15 protein-coding genes are annotated in these 16,843 nt (G+C 72.6%); 10 read left to right on the top strand and 5 right to left on the bottom strand.

The window, feature by feature from the left end; translation table 11 throughout:
- The first annotated feature begins 97 nt into the window (after positions 1–97).
- The gene (locus AB5J53_RS09630; RefSeq protein ID WP_369245208.1) at positions 98–2,245 is read left to right on the top strand and encodes a primosomal protein N'; all 2,148 of its coding nucleotides are present in this window, start codon (positions 98–100) and stop codon (positions 2,243–2,245) included.
- 105 nt (positions 2,246–2,350) lie between these two features.
- Here the strand turns inward: AB5J53_RS09630 and AB5J53_RS09625 are convergent, their stop codons facing one another.
- Positions 2,351–2,893, bottom strand: a complete 543-nt coding sequence (locus tag AB5J53_RS09625; protein ID WP_369245207.1) for a hypothetical protein — start codon at positions 2,891–2,893, stop codon at positions 2,351–2,353.
- Positions 2,894–3,379: 486 nt separating this feature from the next.
- Here AB5J53_RS09625 and fmt point away from each other — a divergent pair, with 486 nt between their 5' ends.
- Together fmt and AB5J53_RS09615 are read left to right on the top strand one after the other, a co-directional pair.
- Positions 3,380–4,312 (top strand): methionyl-tRNA formyltransferase, encoded by a 933-nt coding sequence (gene fmt / locus AB5J53_RS09620; protein ID WP_369245206.1) that lies wholly within the window; start codon positions 3,380–3,382, stop codon positions 4,310–4,312.
- A 334-nt stretch (positions 4,313–4,646) separates the two neighbouring features.
- Complete coding sequence (locus tag AB5J53_RS09615; RefSeq protein WP_369245205.1) at positions 4,647–6,080, top strand: RsmB/NOP family class I SAM-dependent RNA methyltransferase; 1,434 nt, start codon at positions 4,647–4,649, stop codon at positions 6,078–6,080.
- Between the two features lie 61 nt (positions 6,081–6,141).
- Here AB5J53_RS09615 and AB5J53_RS09610 read toward each other — a convergent pair whose 3' ends face one another.
- On the bottom strand, positions 6,142–8,313 hold the full coding sequence (locus AB5J53_RS09610) for an MMPL family transporter (RefSeq protein ID WP_369245204.1): 2,172 nt from the start codon (positions 8,311–8,313) through the stop codon (positions 6,142–6,144).
- A 134-nt stretch (positions 8,314–8,447) separates the two neighbouring features.
- On the opposite strand from AB5J53_RS09610, the gene rpe reads away from it, so the two are divergent.
- The 7 genes from rpe (at position 8,448) to AB5J53_RS09575 (ending at position 13,700) form a co-directional block, all read left to right on the top strand.
- Positions 8,448–9,134 (top strand): ribulose-phosphate 3-epimerase, encoded by a 687-nt coding sequence (gene rpe / locus AB5J53_RS09605; RefSeq protein WP_369245203.1) that lies wholly within the window; start codon positions 8,448–8,450, stop codon positions 9,132–9,134.
- A 78-nt stretch (positions 9,135–9,212) separates the two neighbouring features.
- Positions 9,213–10,259: a sugar-binding transcriptional regulator gene (locus AB5J53_RS09600; protein ID WP_369245202.1), complete on the top strand. Its 1,047-nt coding sequence runs from the start codon at positions 9,213–9,215 to the stop codon at positions 10,257–10,259.
- Between the two features lie 65 nt (positions 10,260–10,324).
- Positions 10,325–10,738 carry a ribonuclease domain-containing protein gene (locus AB5J53_RS09595; RefSeq protein ID WP_369252130.1) on the top strand — a complete coding sequence of 138 codons (414 nt, stop codon included), beginning with the start codon at positions 10,325–10,327 and terminating at the stop codon, positions 10,736–10,738.
- A complete protein-coding gene (locus AB5J53_RS09590; RefSeq protein WP_369245201.1) occupies positions 10,735–11,112 on the top strand; it encodes a barstar family protein in 378 nt (125 codons plus the stop codon). The genes AB5J53_RS09595 and AB5J53_RS09590 overlap by 4 nt, the downstream gene beginning before the upstream one ends.
- A gap of 107 nt (positions 11,113–11,219) precedes the next feature.
- Positions 11,220–12,662 (top strand): GuaB1 family IMP dehydrogenase-related protein, encoded by a 1,443-nt coding sequence (locus tag AB5J53_RS09585; RefSeq protein ID WP_369245199.1) that lies wholly within the window; start codon positions 11,220–11,222, stop codon positions 12,660–12,662.
- 86 nt (positions 12,663–12,748) lie between these two features.
- Complete coding sequence (locus AB5J53_RS09580; protein WP_369245197.1) at positions 12,749–13,273, top strand: GNAT family N-acetyltransferase; 525 nt, start codon at positions 12,749–12,751, stop codon at positions 13,271–13,273.
- Between the two features lie 31 nt (positions 13,274–13,304).
- Positions 13,305–13,700 (top strand): hypothetical protein, encoded by a 396-nt coding sequence (locus AB5J53_RS09575; protein WP_369245196.1) that lies wholly within the window; start codon positions 13,305–13,307, stop codon positions 13,698–13,700.
- A gap of 191 nt (positions 13,701–13,891) precedes the next feature.
- Here AB5J53_RS09575 and AB5J53_RS09570 read toward each other — a convergent pair whose 3' ends face one another.
- Genes AB5J53_RS09570 through AB5J53_RS09560 form a run of 3 tightly spaced genes read right to left on the bottom strand, consistent with a single transcriptional unit; the run spans position 13,892 to position 16,778 of the window.
- Entirely contained in the window at positions 13,892–14,836 is a 945-nt protein-coding gene (locus AB5J53_RS09570) for a GDSL-type esterase/lipase family protein (protein ID WP_369245195.1), read from the bottom strand.
- Positions 14,833–15,669 carry an SDR family NAD(P)-dependent oxidoreductase gene (locus AB5J53_RS09565; RefSeq protein ID WP_369245194.1) on the bottom strand — a complete coding sequence of 279 codons (837 nt, stop codon included), beginning with the start codon at positions 15,667–15,669 and terminating at the stop codon, positions 14,833–14,835. The genes AB5J53_RS09570 and AB5J53_RS09565 overlap by 4 nt, the downstream gene beginning before the upstream one ends.
- Positions 15,666–16,778: an LLM class flavin-dependent oxidoreductase gene (locus tag AB5J53_RS09560; RefSeq protein ID WP_369245193.1), complete on the bottom strand. Its 1,113-nt coding sequence runs from the start codon at positions 16,776–16,778 to the stop codon at positions 15,666–15,668. Before AB5J53_RS09560 ends, AB5J53_RS09565 begins: the two co-directional genes overlap by 4 nt.
- Positions 16,779–16,843: the final 65 nt, after the last annotated feature.

Here is a 16,843-nt window from a genome sequence, read left to right as displayed (position 1 = left end):
GGTCTATGGCAGAAGCGTCCTCAGGACGTGCGCGATCCGCGGCCGGCTTGATCTCGGGCGCACGGCGGTGTCAGTGGGGTCTGGTAGGAATGTTGCTGTGAGCAGCGCGAATGGGCGGGGTGAGGGTGGCGCGGAGGGCGCGCCGCCCGAGCAGCTTGCGCTGATCCGCGAGGGGGTGCGGCAGGCCAAGGTGCCGAAGGCGAAGCCGCGGACCTGGCGGGGGGCGGCGCTTGCCAAGGAGTTGCCGGTCGCGCGGGTGCTGGTCGACAAGGGCGTGCTGCATCTTGATCGGTACTTCGATTACGCCGTGCCTGAGGAGCTTGATGAGGCAGCTCGGCCCGGGGTGCGCGTCCGGGTGCGGTTCGGGGCCGGGCGGCATCGCGTGCGGGAGGGGCGCCGTGAGGGTGGCGGACTGATCGACGGGTTTCTCGTCGAGCGGCTCGCCGATTCCGACTACTCCGGGCCGCTCGCCGCGCTGGCCCAGGTGGTGTCTCCCGAGCCCGTGCTCGGGCCCGAGCTGCTGGGGCTGGCCCGGGCCGTCGCCGATCGGTATGCGGGGAGCCTTGCGGATGTGCTGCAGCTTGCGGTGCCGCCGCGGAACGCGCGGGCGGAGGGGAAGCCCTCGCCCGAGCCGCTGCCCGTTCCCGAGGCGCCTGAGGTGGGGTCCTGGGCGCGGTACGGGCGCGGGGCCGCCTTTGTGGAGTCGCTCGCGGCGGGCGGGGCGCCGCGAGCTGTGTGGAACGCGTTGCCGGGGCCTGGCTGGGCCGAGGAAATCGCCAGAGCCGTGGGCGCGACGCTCGCCTCCGGGCGGGGCGCCCTCGTCGTCGTACCGGATGGGCGTGCCGTATCCCGGGTTGATGCCGCGCTGACCTCGCTGTTGGGAGAGGGGCGGCATGCGGTGCTCACCGCCGAGGCCGGGCCCGAGAAGCGGTATCGGGAGTGGCTCGCCGTCCGGCGTGGTTCCGTACGGGCCGTCGTGGGGACCCGGGCCGCCATGTTCGCCCCCGTGCGGGATCTGGGGCTGGTCGTCATCTGGGACGACGGGGACGACAGCCACAGCGAGCAGCACGCGCCGCAGCCGCATGCGCGGGAAGTGCTGCTGCTGCGGGCAGCCCACGACAAGTGCGCCTTCCTGCTGGGGAGTTGGGGCTGCACGGTCGAGGCCGCGCAGCTCGTCGAGAGCGGATGGGCGTTGCCGCTGGTCGCGGAGCGGGAGCAGGTGCGGGGGGCGGCGCCGCTCGTGCGGACCGTGGGGGACGGGGATCTCGCGCGGGACGAGGCCGCTCGCGCCGCGCGGCTGCCCACGCTCGCCTGGCGGGTCGTCAGGGAGGGTCTGAGGAGCGGGCCCGTGCTCGTGCAGGTACCTCGGCGGGGGTACGTGCCCCGGATGGCCTGTGCGCAGTGCCGGGCGCCCGCGCGGTGCCGGCACTGCGCCGGGCCGCTGGAGGCACAGGACGCGGGCGCGCTGCGGTGTACGTGGTGCGGGCGGGACGAGGCGGCCTGGCACTGCCCCGAATGCGGCGGGTTCCGGCTGCGGGCGCAGGTCGTGGGTGCCCGGCGCACCGCCGAGGAGCTGGGGCGGGCGTTCCCGGCCGTGCCGGTGCGGACGTCCGGGCGGGAGCAGGTGCTGGACACCGTGTCCGAGGCGCCCGCCCTCGTCGTCAGTACACCGGGAGCCGAGCCCGTCGCCGAGGGTGGGTACGCCGCCGCGTTGCTGCTCGACGGCTGGGCGATGCTCGGGCGGCCCGATCTGCGGGCCGGTGAGGACGCGTTGCGACGCTGGATCGGGGCCGCGGCACTCGTACGCCCGCAGGAGGCCGGGGGCACCGTGGTGGTGGTCGCCGAGCCGACGCTGCGGCCCGTGCAGGCGCTCGTGCGGTGGGATCCCGTCGGGCACGCGGTGCGCGAGCTCGCCGAGCGGGCCGAGCTGGGGTTTCCGCCTGTCTCTCGGATGGCGGCCGTCTCCGGTGCGCCGGAGGCTCTCACCGAGTTTCTCGCCGTGGTCGAACTTCCTCGCGACGCCGAGGTGTTGGGGCCCGTACCGATGGCCGTCACGGAGGCGGGGCGGCCCCGGCGGGTGGGTGCGCCGCCTCCGGGTGAGCGCTGGGAGCGGGCCCTCATCCGGGTGCCGCCCGGGAGCGGTGCGGCGCTGGCGGCCGCGCTGAAGACCGCGCAGGCGGCGCGGATGGCGCGTGGGGGGAGTGAGCCCGTACGGGTTCGGATCGATCCGCCGGACATTGGGTGAGGGTGCGTCAGTGGAGGCGTGCGCCCAGGGCTGCCTCGGCGCAGGGGCGCCTCACCTCGAGGGTGCCTCCCGGACCGGTCGGCTCCGGGAGGCAGGGGGAGTTGGTCAGCCGTTGCGCGGGCCCGGGAACGCCGTGGGCCTGGCGTCGTCTCGGAGGGTGGGGCTGCCCGCCGTCGGCTGGGTCGGCATCGAGCGGGCCGCGGGGACCGTCGGCACCGTGGGGATGCCGGTGTTGACGGCTACCGTGCGGGTGCCCGATGTCTCGGTTGCCCGCTCGGCCTCGGCGGCAGCCTGGGCGGCGGCGCGGCGGGCGCCGTAACGGCGGTGCACAGCCTGCTTGGTGACTCCGAGGGCCGAGCCCACCGCGTCCCACGAGAAACCGAGTGAGCGGTCGAAGTCCACGGCTGCCGTGACCAGGGTCTCGACGCTGTCCCGCAGCTCCTGGGCGAGGCGGACGGTCGGGGCGGGGGCGCGTCCGTAGACGACGAAGCCCGTGGAGGGGCCTGAGCGGCGCGGGCGGTAGACGTTGCCCAACTGGGCGGTGAGCGTGCGCAGTGCGTCCACCTGCCGGCGGACCCGCTCGATGTCCCGCACCAGCAAGTGCAGGCTGGCCCGAGCCTGGGCGTCGTGGGTTGCGTGGTCGGCCATGAACAAGCCTCTCGAACCGGCGTTGAAAAGGATCGGGCCGCGATTGCGGCCCGTTGTGGTCAACTCTCTCTTGACCAACGCGCTTGCGCTCCGCTGGTCACGCATCGGGAGCGTAAGGGCATATGCCCGGGGCGCGTCTTGGCTCGTACGCCCCCGGTGGGGGGTGGCTCGCCTCGGCCTTCGGTCTTGGCTCGTTTGTTCTCCCGCCCGCGCACCGCCCGTGCGAGTCGGGTGTCAAGTGCGGGTCTCCCGTGGGGGCGGGTCGCCGTTGGCGGCTGCGGGTTGGGCCTTCGAGTTCGCGGCTGCGGCTGGGCCTGCGGGTTTGCGGCCGCGAGTCGGGGCTTCGAGTTGCCGGGCGGCAGGCGCGGAACCTGCGAGCCCCCGAGCCCCGGTGCCGCATAGACTGGTGCGCTGCCCCGTGCTTCGCCCCGACCGGCAGGTGTGCGGGGGCTCAAGAATTCCCGCCCGAGAGGCCAACCGCCACCCATGAAGCTTGTCTTCGCAGGTACCCCCGAGGTCGCCGTTCCCGCTCTGGACGCCCTGATCGCCTCCGGGCGGCACGAGGTGGCCGCTGTCGTCACGCGGCCCGACGCGCCTGCCGGGCGGGGGCGGCGGCTTGTCGCGAGTCCGGTCGCCGAGCGGGCGGAGGAGGCCGGGATCGAGGTGCTGAAGCCGGTGAAGCCGCGGGACGAGGAGTTCCTGGCGCGGCTCAGGGAGATCGCGCCCGACTGCTGCCCCGTGGTCGCGTACGGGGCGTTGCTGCCGCGCGTCGCCCTCGACATCCCCGCCCACGGCTGGGTCAATCTGCACTTCTCGCTGCTGCCCGCCTGGCGCGGCGCCGCTCCCGTGCAGCACGCGATCATGGCCGGCGACGAAATCACCGGTGCGTCCACGTTCCTCATCGAGGAAGGGCTCGACTCGGGGCCCGTGTACGGGACCGTCACCGAGGAGATCCGGCTCACGGACACCAGCGGGGACCTGCTCACACGGCTCGCCTTCGCCGGCGCCGGGCTGCTCTCCGCCACGATGGACGGGATCGAGGACGGCAGCCTCAAGGCCGTGCCGCAGCCCACCGACGGCATCACCGTGGCGCCGAAGATCACCGTCGAGAACGCCCACATCGACTGGTCCGCCCCGGCGCTCCGCGTCGACCGCGTCGTGCGCGGGTGCACGCCCGCCCCCGGCGCGTGGACCGTCTTCCGGGGCGAGCGGCTCAAGCTCATCCAGGTGGCATCCGTGCCGGACCGCACGGACCTCGCCCCGGGCGAGCTGTCCGTCGGCAAGAACAACGTCTACGTCGGGACCGGGTCGTACGCCGTCGAGCTGCTCTGGGTCCAGGCCCAGGGCAAGAAGCCGATGCGCGCCGCCGACTGGGCGCGCGGCGTGCGGATCCCCTCCGGGGAGCGCGTCGGGGTCTGACCGGCGGATGCGGTCCGTGAGGGCCGTGCATGGCCGTCCGGCGGATGCGGTCCGCGGGGGCCGTCCACGCCCGCCCCGCCGACGCGGACCCCCCTGCTGGCACTCTGCGCCGGGCGATGGGCGCCTACGCCCGCCCCCGCGCACGCGGCCGCGAAAGGCGCCCGCACCCGCCCCGCCGGCGCGCCCCGAAACGCGCGCCCGCACCCGCCCCGCCGACGCGCCCCGAAACGCGCGCCAACGCCCGCGCCGCCGCAGGCGGCCCGCGGGGCCCCCGGCGCCCGTCCGGACGTAGGGTGGACAGGCCGAACCATCCAGAATCCGGAGAACCTTTTTCGTGAGTGAGCAGTCCCGCCGGCCGCGCAAGCCCGGCAAGCCCTACCGCCGTCCGCAGAAGGACCCGGTCCGCATGCTCGCCTTCGAGGCGCTGCGGGCCGTGGACGAGCGGGACGCGTACGCGAACCTCGTTCTGCCGCCGCTGCTGCGGAAGGCGCGCGAGAAGGGCGACTTCGACGGGCGGGACGCGGCGCTGGCGACCGAGCTGGTCTACGGGACGCTGCGCCGGCAGGGGACGTACGACGCCGTCATCGCGGCCTGTGTCGACCGGCCGCTCAGGGAAGTCGATCCGCCGGTGCTCGATGTGCTCAGCCTCGGTGTGCATCAGCTGCTCGGGACGCGGATTCCGACGCACGCCGCCGTCTCCGCCACCGTCGAGCTCGCCCGTGTCGTGCTCGGCGACGGGCGGGCCAAGTTCGTCAACGCCGTACTGCGCAAGGTCGCGCAGCAGGATCTCGACGGCTGGCTGGAGCAGGTCGCGCCGCCCTACGACGAGGACCCCGAGAACCATCTCGCCGTCGTGCACTCGCACCCGCGCTGGGTCGTCTCGGCGCTGTGGGACTCGCTGGGCGGTGGCCGCGCGGGGATCGAGGACCTCCTCGAAGCCGACAACGAGCGGCCCGAGGTGACCCTCGTCGCCCGGCCCGGGCGTTCCACCGCCGACGAGCTCCTCGACGTACTCGGGGACGAGTCCGCGCTGCCCGGCCGTTGGTCGCCGTATGCCGTGCGGCTCACCGAGGGCGGCGAACCGGGCGCCATCGACGCCGTACGGGAGGGCCGTGCGGGCGTCCAGGACGAGGGCAGCCAGCTGGTCGCGCTCGCTCTGGCGAACGCGCCGCTCGACGGGCCCGACAAGGCCTGGCTGGACGGCTGCGCCGGACCCGGCGGCAAGGCCGCCATGCTGGCCGGGCTCGCCGCCGAACGCGATGCCGTCCTGCTCGCCTCGGAGAAGCAGCCGCACCGGGCGGGCCTGGTGGCGAAGGCGCTCGCCGGCAATCCCGGGCCCTATCAGGTCATCGCCGCCGACGGCACCCGTCCGCCGTGGCGGCCCGGCACCTTCGACCGGGTGCTCATGGACGTGCCCTGCACGGGTCTGGGCGCGCTGCGCCGCCGTCCGGAGGCCCGCTGGCGGCGCCGCCCCGAGGACCTGGACGGCTTCGCGCCGCTCCAGCGAGGGCTGCTGCGCACGGCGCTCGACTCGGTGCGGGTCGGTGGTGTGGTCGGGTACGCCACCTGCTCGCCGCACCTCGCCGAGACCCGCGCGGTCGTCGACGACGTCCTCAAGCACTACGAGGGCGGCTCCGCCGAGCTGCTCGACGCCCGCCCGCTGCTGCCGGGCGTACCGGCCCTGGGCGACGGCCCCGACGTACAGCTGTGGCCGCATCTGCACGGGACGGACGCGATGTACCTGGCGCTGATCCGCAGGACCGGCTGATCTGGTCCCCGGGGATCCGCAGGACCGGCTGAGGAGTCCCCAGGCCGGTCCCAGGCCCGTCCTAGTCCGGCTGCGACGCCGGTTCCGGAGCCTCCGACAGCTTCGCCGTCGGCCGCTCCGACCCACCCTCCTGGGCCAGTCGGTGCGGCCACCACACCTTCGGTCCCACATCCAGGAACAGCGACGTCACCAGGATCGACCGCACGATGAAGGTGTCCAGCAGGACGCCCAGAGCCACCGCGAAGCCGATCTCGGCGAAGGCGACCATCGGGAGGGTGCCGAGCGCGGCGAAGGTGCCGGCCAGCACCAGGCCCGCGGACGTGATGACCGCGCCCGTCGCCGCCAGGCCCGTCACCACGCCCGCACGGGTGCCCTGGTGACCGGCCTCCTCGCGGATCCGGGTGGTCAGGAAGATGTTGTAGTCGATGCCGAGGGCGACCAGGAACACGAAGACGAACAGCGGGAAGTCCGTCTGTTCGCCCGCGTAGTCGAAGAGGTGCCGGAAGGCGAGCGCGCTGGCGCCGAGTGCCGCCGCGAAGGACAGCACGACCGTCCCGATCAGCAGCAGCGGAGCCACCAGGGCGCGCAGCAGCACACCCAGGATCAGCAGGACGACCAGCAGGACCGCCGGGATGATCACGATGTTGTCGTGGGTGGTCGCCGCGTCCATGTCGAGCAGGGCCGCGGTCCCGCCGCCCACCCGCGCGTTCGCGTCAGGCACGGCGTGCGCGGCGTCCCGTACGCGCTCGACCGTCCGTTTCGCGGCCTCGCTGTCGGCGGGATCGGTCATCGTCGCCTCGAACAGCACCTTGCCGTCGTACGAGGATTTCGTGCCCGCGGGCACGGTGATGCTGTTCGGCGCCACACCCTTCGTACCGGCCACCGCGCTGCGGACCTGGTCGGCCTGGGCCTGGTCGGAGACGATGACCAGCGGATCACCGCTGCCGGCCGGGAAGTACCGCTCGGAGATCTCCTGCCCGGTGATCGAGTCCGGCTTGCCGGTGAACGCGTCCGCGTTGCTGATCCCCTCGGCGCGGATCTGCAGCAGGCCGAAGGAGAGGGCCGCCAGGGCGAGGGCGGTGGCGCCCCAGACGAGGCGCGGGCGGCGGGCGATACGGCGGCCCATGCGGGCCCAGACGCCGCTCGCGGTCGGATCGGACGAGCCGAAGTGCGGGATCGCCGGCCAGAAGATCCAGCGGCCGAAGACCAGCAGCAGGGCCGGGAAGAGCGTGACCATGGCGAGGAGGGCGACGGCCACGCCGATCGCGGCCACCGGGCCGAGGCCCCGCGTCGAGTTCATCTCCGCGGCGAGCAGCACCAGCATGCTCAGGACGACCGTCGCGCCGGACGCGAGCACCGCCGGGCCCGCGCGGTTCAGGGCGAGGGCCATCGCCTCGTGGCGGTCTTCATGGCGGCGCAGCTCCTCGCGGTAGCGGGCGACCAGGAGGAGCGCGTAGTCGGTGCCCGCCCCGAACACGAGGACCGTGAGGATGCCCGCGCTCTGCCCGTTGACGGTCAGGCCCGCGTGTTTCGCGAGGAGATAGATCAGCGCCTGGGACGTGAAGAGCGCGGCGACCACGCCGATCAGCGGGACGAAGATCAGGGTGAGGCTGCGGTAGGTGAGCAGCAGCATCACGATCACGACGCCCATCGCGGAGAACAGCAGCGTCGAGTCGATGCCCTCGAAGGCCTTGGAGAAGTCGGCGGAGGTGCCGCCCGGGCCCGTGATGTGGACCGCCGGCCCGCCGCCGCCCTTGCCGACCTGGTCACGGATGGAGTCGACCGCGGGCGCGATCTCCTCCCAGCCCTTCTTGTCCATCGTGATCGGCACATAGATCTGGGCGGCTTCGGGGGCGGTGGGGTTGTTGTAGACGGGGCCGCGCGTCTCGGCGCCGCGTACGCCGTGTGCCGTGAGCCCCTTGATCCGCTGTGCGTCCTGGGCGATCGCCTGTTTGTCCTGGGCGGTCAGGCCGCCCTCGCGGGCGTACACGACGACCGCCGGGATCTGCTCAGGCCTGAACTTGTTGGACGTGTCGAGGACTTGGGTGGACTCGGCGGAACCGGGCAGCCAGGAGGCCGCGTCGTTGTCCTGGGCGTCGGTGAGCTTGGAGGCGAGCGGTGCCGCCACCACGAGCGCCACCAGCCACAGCCCGACGATCAGCCACTTGCTGCGCCGCCCGCACACGAATCCGATGAGTCCCTGGCGCACATGGCGCTCTTTCCCGTCCGTCATGGCCACCCCCGTAGCCGTATCTGGAGCCGGTCGGCGGCCCAGCATGGCATGTCGGGCCGCTGTACAACATCCGCAGAACGGCCTAGGTCTGGACCGAGGAGAGCAACCGGTGCCGGGCATGGCAGTCTTGGGGCATGGCCGTGCAGATCAACCCCAGCATCCTGTCCGCCGACTTCGCCCGCCTTGCCGAGGAGGCAAAGGCGGTGGAAGGGGCCGACTGGCTCCACGTCGACGTCATGGACAACCATTTCGTACCGAACCTCACGCTCGGTGTGCCGGTCGTAGAGTCTCTGGCCCGTGCGACGGACACGCCGCTGGACTGCCATCTGATGATCGAGGACGCCGATCGGTGGGCCCCCCAGTACGTGGAAGCGGGTGCCGGTTCCGTCACCTTCCACGCCGAGGCGGCCGCCGCGCCGGTGCGACTCGCCCGCGAGATCCGGGCCAAGGGCGCCCGCGCCTCCATGGCGCTCAAGCCCGCGACCCCCATCGAGCCGTACGAGGACCTGCTCCCCGAACTCGACATGCTGCTGATCATGACGGTCGAGCCCGGCTTCGGCGGCCAGGCGTTCCTCGACATCATGCTCCCGAAGATCCGCCGCACCCGTGAGCTGATCAGCAAGCACGGCCTCGAACTGTGGCTCCAGGTCGACGGCGGCGTGTCGGCGTCCACCATCGAGCGGTGCGCGGAGGCGGGAGCCGACGTCTTCGTCGCCGGTTCGGCGGTCTACGGGGCATCTGACCCGGCCCAGGCGGTACGTGCATTGCGCACCCAGGCACAGGAGGCGATCGCCCATGCGGCGTGGGCGTGCGACCACTGAGCCAAGGGAACGTGAACGGCGCCCATCAGGGCTGATCAAGTACGCCGGATCTGCAAGGATGAACGGCGAATCCAGAGTGTGAACAGCAGTGAGGAGATCGCCGTGTCGGGTATGTCGGCGGGCCGGTCAGCCATGCGGATGGGACCCGCTGAGCTGGTGCAGGCGGCGGCCATGGCCCGCCGCTTCTACCTCGAGGGCAAGTCCAAGATCCAGATCGCGGAGGAGTTCGGCGTCAGCCGCTTCAAGGTGGCCCGGGTCCTGGAGACCGCTCTCGAACGTGATCTCGTGCGCATCGAGATCCGCGTGCCGGCCGAACTGGACGCGGAGCGCTCCGACGCGCTGCGCGCCCGCTACGGCCTCAGGCACGCCGTCGTGGTCGAGTCGCCGGCCGAGGTCGCCGACGAGTCGCCCGACCCCGAGAACCTCGGCGAGGTCGCCGCGGACCTGCTCGGCGAGCTGGTCAACGAGGGCGATGTGCTCGGCCTGGCCTGGGGCCGGTCCACCATCCACATGGCGGCCGCCCTCGACCGGCTGCCGCCCTGCACGGTGGTCCAGTTGACGGGTGTGTACGACGCCGGGACCGCCGAGCGCGGCTCGGTCGAGGCGGTACGGCGCGCCGCGCAGGTGTCGGGCGGGGACGCCCACCCCATCTACGCGCCGATGCTGCTGCCCGACGCGGCCACCGCGGCCGCGCTGCGCAACCAGACCGGGATCGCCCGCGCCTTCGAGTACTTCGACAAGGTCACGGTCGCGTGCGTGTCCATCGGTTCCTGGGAGCCGGGCATCTCCACGGTGCACGACATGCTCAGCGACGAGGAGCGCGCGCACTACGCGTCGCTCGGCGTCGCCGCCGAGATGTCCGCGCACCTCTTCGACGCCGAGGGCCGACGGGTCGGCCGTGACCTGGGCGAGCGCTGCATCACGGTCGAGGCCGACCGGCTGCGGCGCATACCGGAGGTCGTCGCCATCGCGGGCGGGCAGCGGAAGGCGGCCGCCATCGACGCGGTGCTGCGCTCCGGGCTCGTCACCAGCCTGGTGACGGACACGTCGGCCGCGGACTATCTGATGACGGCGGGGCCGACGCCGCGACCGGCTCTGAACCGGGCGGACCCGGACGGGCCGTGACCCTTCAGGGCCCCTCGGGGCCCATCGCCGCGCCGCTCGGGGGCGGCCGTGGCAGCATCGACGTCATGCTGCTGCGGTCCGTCCCCCGCGTGTTCGCGGGCCTGTTCCTGTGCCTCGGAGTGCTGCTGACGGGCTGCTCCTCGACGAACACGACCGCCTCCGACACACGTGCCCCGACGGCAGCCCCGTCCTGGGTCGGCGACATGCGTACCGTCCCCGAGGCCCAGCTGCCCGCCGAGGCCCGTCGGACCCTCGCCCTCATCGACGAGGGCGGCCCCTTCCCGTACGCCAGGGACGGCGTCGTCTTCGGCAACTTCGAGCGGCTGCTGCCGAAACACCCGCGCGGCTATTACCACGAGTACACGGTCAAAACCCCCGGCGAGCGAGACCGCGGAGCCCGGCGCATTGTCACCGGGCAGGGCGGTGAGATCTACTACACCGATGATCACTACAAGTCGTTCAGGGCGGTGCTGAGATGACTCACGGGCCCTTCGCGGACGTGTGCCGCGCGGCGGGGTGGCAGGTCACCGAACTCGACCTCGCCGGCGTCAGGGACAAGGGCGCCTTCATGGAGCGCTGCGCACGCGCCCTCGACCTGCCGGAGTGGTTCGGCCGGAACTGGGACGCGCTCGCTGATGTCCTGGGCGACCCCGACTGGGGGCCCGCGACCCCGGGCCGACTGCTCGTGGTGACCGGCTGGCGGCCCTACGCGGTCGGGCACCCCGACGAGTGGGAAATCGTCCAGGAGATCCTGGCGGCGGCCGCGGGGCACTACCAGGAGCACAACGCGACGCTGTCCGTCGTCCTCTCCCTTGGAGGATCCGACCAACTGCCCACCGACCAGCCTGGATGATCTGTGCGGGCACCGCATACCGGCCGACATGGGACAATGAAGTACGTGCTCTTCCCCCTGGCTGACCTGTCCGGGGGCCACCTCTGATCGACTGGGATGTGCAGCACGTGCGTTTCCTCAATGACATCCAGCCCCCGTACGACCTGACGTACGACGACGTCTTCATGGTGCCCAGCCGCTCCTCGGTCGGCTCGCGTCAGGGCGTGGACCTCGCTTCCCCGGACGGCACGGGCACCACCATCCCGCTCGTCGTCGCCAACATGACCGCCATCGCGGGCCGCCGGATGGCCGAGACCGTCGCCCGCCGCGGTGGGCTCGTCGTCATCCCGCAGGACATCCCGATCGAGGTCGTCACCGAGGTCATCTCCTGGGTCAAGGGACGCCACCTGGTGCTCGACACCCCGATCGTCCTGGCCCCCCACCAGACCGTCGCCGACGCGCTGGCGCTGCTGAACAAGCGCGCGCACAACGCGGGCGTCGTCGTGGACGAGGACGGCCGCCCGGTCGGTGTGGTCACCGACGCCGACCTCACCGGCGTGGACCGCTTCACGCAGCTGACCGAGGTCATGTCCAGGGACCTGCTGCTCCTCGACGCCGACATCGACCCGCGCGAGGCCTTCCACACGCTCGACCACGCCAACCGCCGCTACGCCCCCGCCGTGGACGCGGACGGCAAGCTCGCCGGCATCCTGACCCGCAAGGGCGCCCTGCGCGCCACGCTCTACACCCCGGCCACCGACGCGGACGGCAAGCTGCGCATCGCCGCCGCCGTCGGCATCAACGGCGATGTCGCGGGCAAGGCCAAGCAGCTCCTCGACGCGGGCGTCGACACGCTCGTCATCGACACGGCGCACGGCCACCAGGAGTCGATGATCAGCGCGATCAGGACGGTGCGGGCGCTCGACCCGCAGGTCCCGATCGTCGCGGGCAACATCGTCGCCGCCGAGGGCGTCAAGGACCTCGTCGACGCGGGAGCGGACATCATCAAGGTCGGTGTCGGCCCCGGCGCCATGTGCACCACCCGCATGATGACCGGCGTCGGCCGGCCGCAGTTCTCCGCCGTCATGGAATGCGCCGCCGAGGCGAAGAAGTACGGCAAGCACGTGTGGGCCGACGGCGGTGTCCGGCACCCGCGTGACGTCGCCATGGCGCTGGCCGCGGGCGCGTCCAACGTCATGATCGGTTCCTGGTTCTCCGGTACGTACGAGTCCCCGGGCGACCTCCAGCAGGACGCCAACGGGCGCCTGTACAAGGAGTCGTTCGGCATGGCCTCCGCGCGCGCGGTGCGCAACCGCACCAGCGAGGAGTCGGCGTACGACCGGGCTCGCAAGGCGCTGTTCGAGGAGGGCATCTCCACCTCGCGCATGTTCCTCGACCCGTCCCGCCCGGGCGTCGAGGACCTGATCGACTCGATCATCGCGGGCGTCCGTTCCTCCTGCACCTACGCGGGCGCCAACTCTCTGGAGGAGTTCGCCGAGAAGGCCATCGTCGGCATCCAGAGCGCGGCCGGCTACGCCGAGGGCAAGCCGCTGCACGCCAGCTGGAGCTGACGCGCTCTCCTTCACGCACGGCCCCTGTTCCCGCCTCTCGGGAAAAGGGGCCGTACGTGTGTTCGGCGCTCGCTACGCTCGGCCGGATGAGAATCGCGGACTGCTCGGTCGAGGACCTCGCGCTCCTTGACCGCTTCATGCCGTCGTACAGCGTCGACGGAAATCACCGGGCGCGTTTCGCGCGCCAGGAGGCCGGTGGCAGCACCTGTCTGATCCCCTGGCTCGACGATCGGCCCGTCGGGCACGCGGAGATCCGCTGGACCGGGTACGCGGCTCCCGAGGTGCGGGCGGCGCGGCCGGGCTGTCCCGAGCTCAACGGGCTGTTCGTGTGGCCAGGGTCGCTGCGCTCCCGGGGCATCGGCAGTGCTCTCGTGCGCGCCGCAGAGGAGAGGGCGATCGCGCGCGGAATCGGGCTCATGGGGCTCGGTGTCGGCGACGACAACCCGCGTGCCGCCGCGCTGTACGCGCGGCTCGGCTACCGGCCCACCGTGGCGTACGTCGACCGCTATGCGCACCTGGGCTCCAGCGGTGAGCGGCACGAGTGCGCCGACCCCTGTGTGTTCCTGGTCAAGGAGCTGTCCGTCGTCGAGCAGAGCGTCAGGCCCTCTTGACGTCAAGCTTGCTTGACGCAAGGCTGAGGTCATGACGACACCGCAGAGCATCGAGCCGCAGTACACCCTGCTGACCGCTGTGGCTCGCCTCGACGAGCTGCGCGTGCGGGAGTCGCTCGCCGGGGCCGGGAGCGACGCCGAGGCGCTCGACCGGGCCGAGCTGCTCGAGCTCCTCGCGCTGAGCGAGGTGGTCGCCCGCAAGGCGGCGTACGGCCGTCAGCTCACCGTCCGCGCCGCCCGCGAGTCCGGTGCTTCCTGGTCCCAGATCGGCGCGGCCCTCGGCACCAGCAAGCAGGCGGCCTGGGAGGCCCACACGCGCTGGATCGACGCGCAGGCGGCGGCCTACGGGCGGCCCGGGCAGATGGGGTTCGACGAGGAGGACGTGGCGCGGGCGCGGGGGATCGCCGGGGGGCCGGACGCGGGCTGAGGCCGGGCCGGGGCCGGAGCCGAGCGCGACGGCTGACGTGCCGTTGCGCACTCGGGATTTTCGCCCCCTCCGCCCCTGCCCGTTCCGTACCTGGGGGGCTGCCACCCCCAGACCCCCGCTTCGGCCTGAAAGGCCTCGTCCTCAAACGCCGGACGGGCTAAACCGCCTGGCGGGGCCCCATGGACGGGGCCTCAGCTCGTCTTCCGTAGCGCCTCCACCACCGCCTCCGCCAGCAGGGCGTGCCCTGCGTCGCCCGGATGTACCCCGTCCGCCAGGTGAGCCGGGTCCAGGAGTCGGCCTCCAGGCAGCAGCGGTACGTCGTGTGCTGCCCGCTCCACCGCATCCCGAAGATCCGCCAGCGTGGCGCCGAGGCGGTTCGCCGTGGTGTCCGCGTCGGGGCGTACGACGGGGGAGACGACCAGCAGGGGGACGTGCGGGTGGCTTTGGCGGACCACCGTCAGGAACGCTCGCACCACCTCGTACAGCAGCGCGGCCGAATGCGGTGGCCGCGCCCAGCAGTTGGTGCCGAAGGCGATGGTGACCAAGTCGGCGTCGAGCGAGGCCAGTTGCTCGGCCGAGGCGAGTTCGCCGCGTGCCGCGCCCGCGTAGCCGAGATTCACCGTGTCGACGCCCAGTGCCCGTCCGGCGATCGCGGGCCAGGCGAGATGCGGGCGTGAGGCCGACCAGCCCTCGACGATCGAGTCGCCGTAGACGACCCAGCGGGGGCGTGCGGGAGCGGCCTCGACCGTGCCCGCGTCCGTGCCGACCGCGCGGATCACCGGGCTCAGGGCTTCCGGCAGGTGGACGGTGAACTCGCCGTCGGGACAGGGGAGTTCGAAAACCGCCGTGCCGTCGTCCGTCGGCCGCGCCGGGACCTCGTCCGCCACCTCGTCGCCCGACAGCAGCGTGAAGACGGGGGCGGAGTCGCGGTACGTGTCCGCGAGGGACGGCTCCGTCGCCGCGTACCGGATCCGCAGCGCGGACACCCCGTGACACCTCAACTCCAGGCGTACGCCCGCCGGTACGAGAGCCCGCGACCAGGTGTCGGCGGGCAGCCGGTCCCGGTCGGCAGGGTCGGCGCGCAGCGGACGGCCGTCGTCCGACCACCACGCGAGGCCGCGCAGGAGGTTCTTCATCGTGGGCCGCCGATCGTCGGGTACGGGAACTTGACCGTGACGCCGCCGTCCACGACGAGGGTCTGGCCGGTGACGTACGAGGAGAGCGGGGATGCCAGGAAGAGCAGGGCCGAGGCGATGTCGGCGGGTTCGGCCATGCGTCCGAGCGGGGCGTTCTCGGCGTTTCGGCGACGGCCCTCCGCACCGAGCAGGCCGGCGACCCGCGGCGTCCAAACCGCCCCGGGCGCAACGGCGTTGACCCGCACGCCGCGCGGCCCGAACTCCACCGCGGCCGAGCGGACCAGCGACACGAGGCCGGCCTTCGCCGCGCCGTACGCGGCGTGCAGCGGCGCGGAGGTCAGGCCGGAGACGGAGGCGACGAACACGAGGGGGCCGCCGCCGGATTCGGCGACCGCCGGGCCGCCGTACTGGACCGCGAGCCACGCGTGCCGCAGCACCATGTCGAAGTGCCAGTCCCAGGTCTGGTCGTCCATCGCGTCCAGGGGGCCGTACTGGGCCATGCCGACGATGTCGACGACTCCGCCGACCGGGCCCAACTCCCCTATGGCGTAGGTGAAGAGATCCCGTACCGCCTCCCGTCGCGTCACGTCGGCGACGTACGGCACCCCGCCGGTCTCGGCGGCGACGGCCTCCGCGCGTTCCTTGTCCACGTCGACGCAGAGCACCCGGGCGCCCAGTGCGGTGAGCGCGTGCGCGGTCTGGCGGCCGATGCCGTTGCCGGCGCCCAGCAGGACGAACGACCGGCCCTCGAGGCGGTGGAGGGAGGCGTAGTCGGGCACCGGGGACGTGTCCGAAGGGGGTGTGGGGTCAGGAGTTGTGGGGCCTGGGGTCATGGCACCGCCTTCGGCCGGTACCCCGCCAGCTCCGGGATGACTTCCTTCCCCAGGATCTCGATCGTGCGCAGGATCTCCCGGTGTTCCAGATAGCCCCACTGGACGTAGCAGATGAGCTGGTCGATCCCGAGGTCCGCGTAGTGCTTCGCCTTGCGGACGATGGTCTCCGCGTCGCCGATGAGGATCATGTCGCCGTCGTTGAACTCCCTGACCGGGACGGCTCCTTGGATGATCGGATCGAGGAGCGGGAAGGCGCGGTCGCGCTCGTCGGGGGAGAGGTGGGGGAGCTCCCAGTCCAGGGTGAAGCGCGCCAGGTTCTCGTACCACCAGGCGACCGAGTCCCAGACGCGCTTGCCCGGGCGGTCCGTGGCGTGGACAAGGGTGTACGCGGCGACGCGGTCCGTGGTGACGTCGGTGATCGGGCGCGGTGCGCGGGCCGCCTCGCGGTACGCGGCGACCTGGCGGGCCATCGCCTCCAGCGGCTGCATGATCGAGAACGAGAGCAGACCGAGGCCGCTCGCGCCCGCGACCTCCGCCGAACCGGGCGAGGTCGCCGCCATCCAGCAGGGCGGGTGCGGGTCCTGGACCGGTTTCGGGGTGACCATGCGGCGGGGGAAGGAGAAGCGCGGCGACTCGTAGGCGAAGTACTCCTCGCGCCACATCCCGGTGACGATCTCGATCGCCTCACGCCAGTCCTCGCGGGAGTTGGCGCGGTCCACGCCGAACGCCGTCTGCTCCATGGGCGTCGAGCGGCCCGTGCCCCACTCCACGCGCCCGTCGGACAGTACGTCGACGGCGGCGACCTTCTCCGCGATCCGCTGCGGGGCAGTGAAGCCGAACGGCGTGAGGGTCACGCCGAAGCCCAGCCGGATGCGCTCGGTCAGCGCCGCGAGATGGCCCAGCAGCACCTCCGGGGCGGGGCAGTGCGAGCGGCCCTCGCGGAAGTGGTGCTCCACCGCCCACACCGTGCGGAACCCCATCCGGTCGGCGAGCCGGATCTGCTCCACGGCCTCGCGGTACGCCCGCTGCTCGGCCGCGCGTTGACCGTAGGGGTGCGGTCCCTTCCAGGGCTTCGGTACGTCGATCTCGTACAGGACATCCAGGTCCATGCCGTGCCTCCCGTATCGAGTGGCGAGCACCATGAAGCAGACCTGACGAGGTGTCAATCCATAGG

This window comes from Streptomyces sp. R41 (assembly GCF_041053055.1).
Taxonomy (GTDB): domain Bacteria; phylum Actinomycetota; class Actinomycetes; order Streptomycetales; family Streptomycetaceae; genus Streptomyces.
Note: the sequence above shows the minus strand (reverse complement) of the source record. Positions and strands in the feature narration are given on the sequence as shown.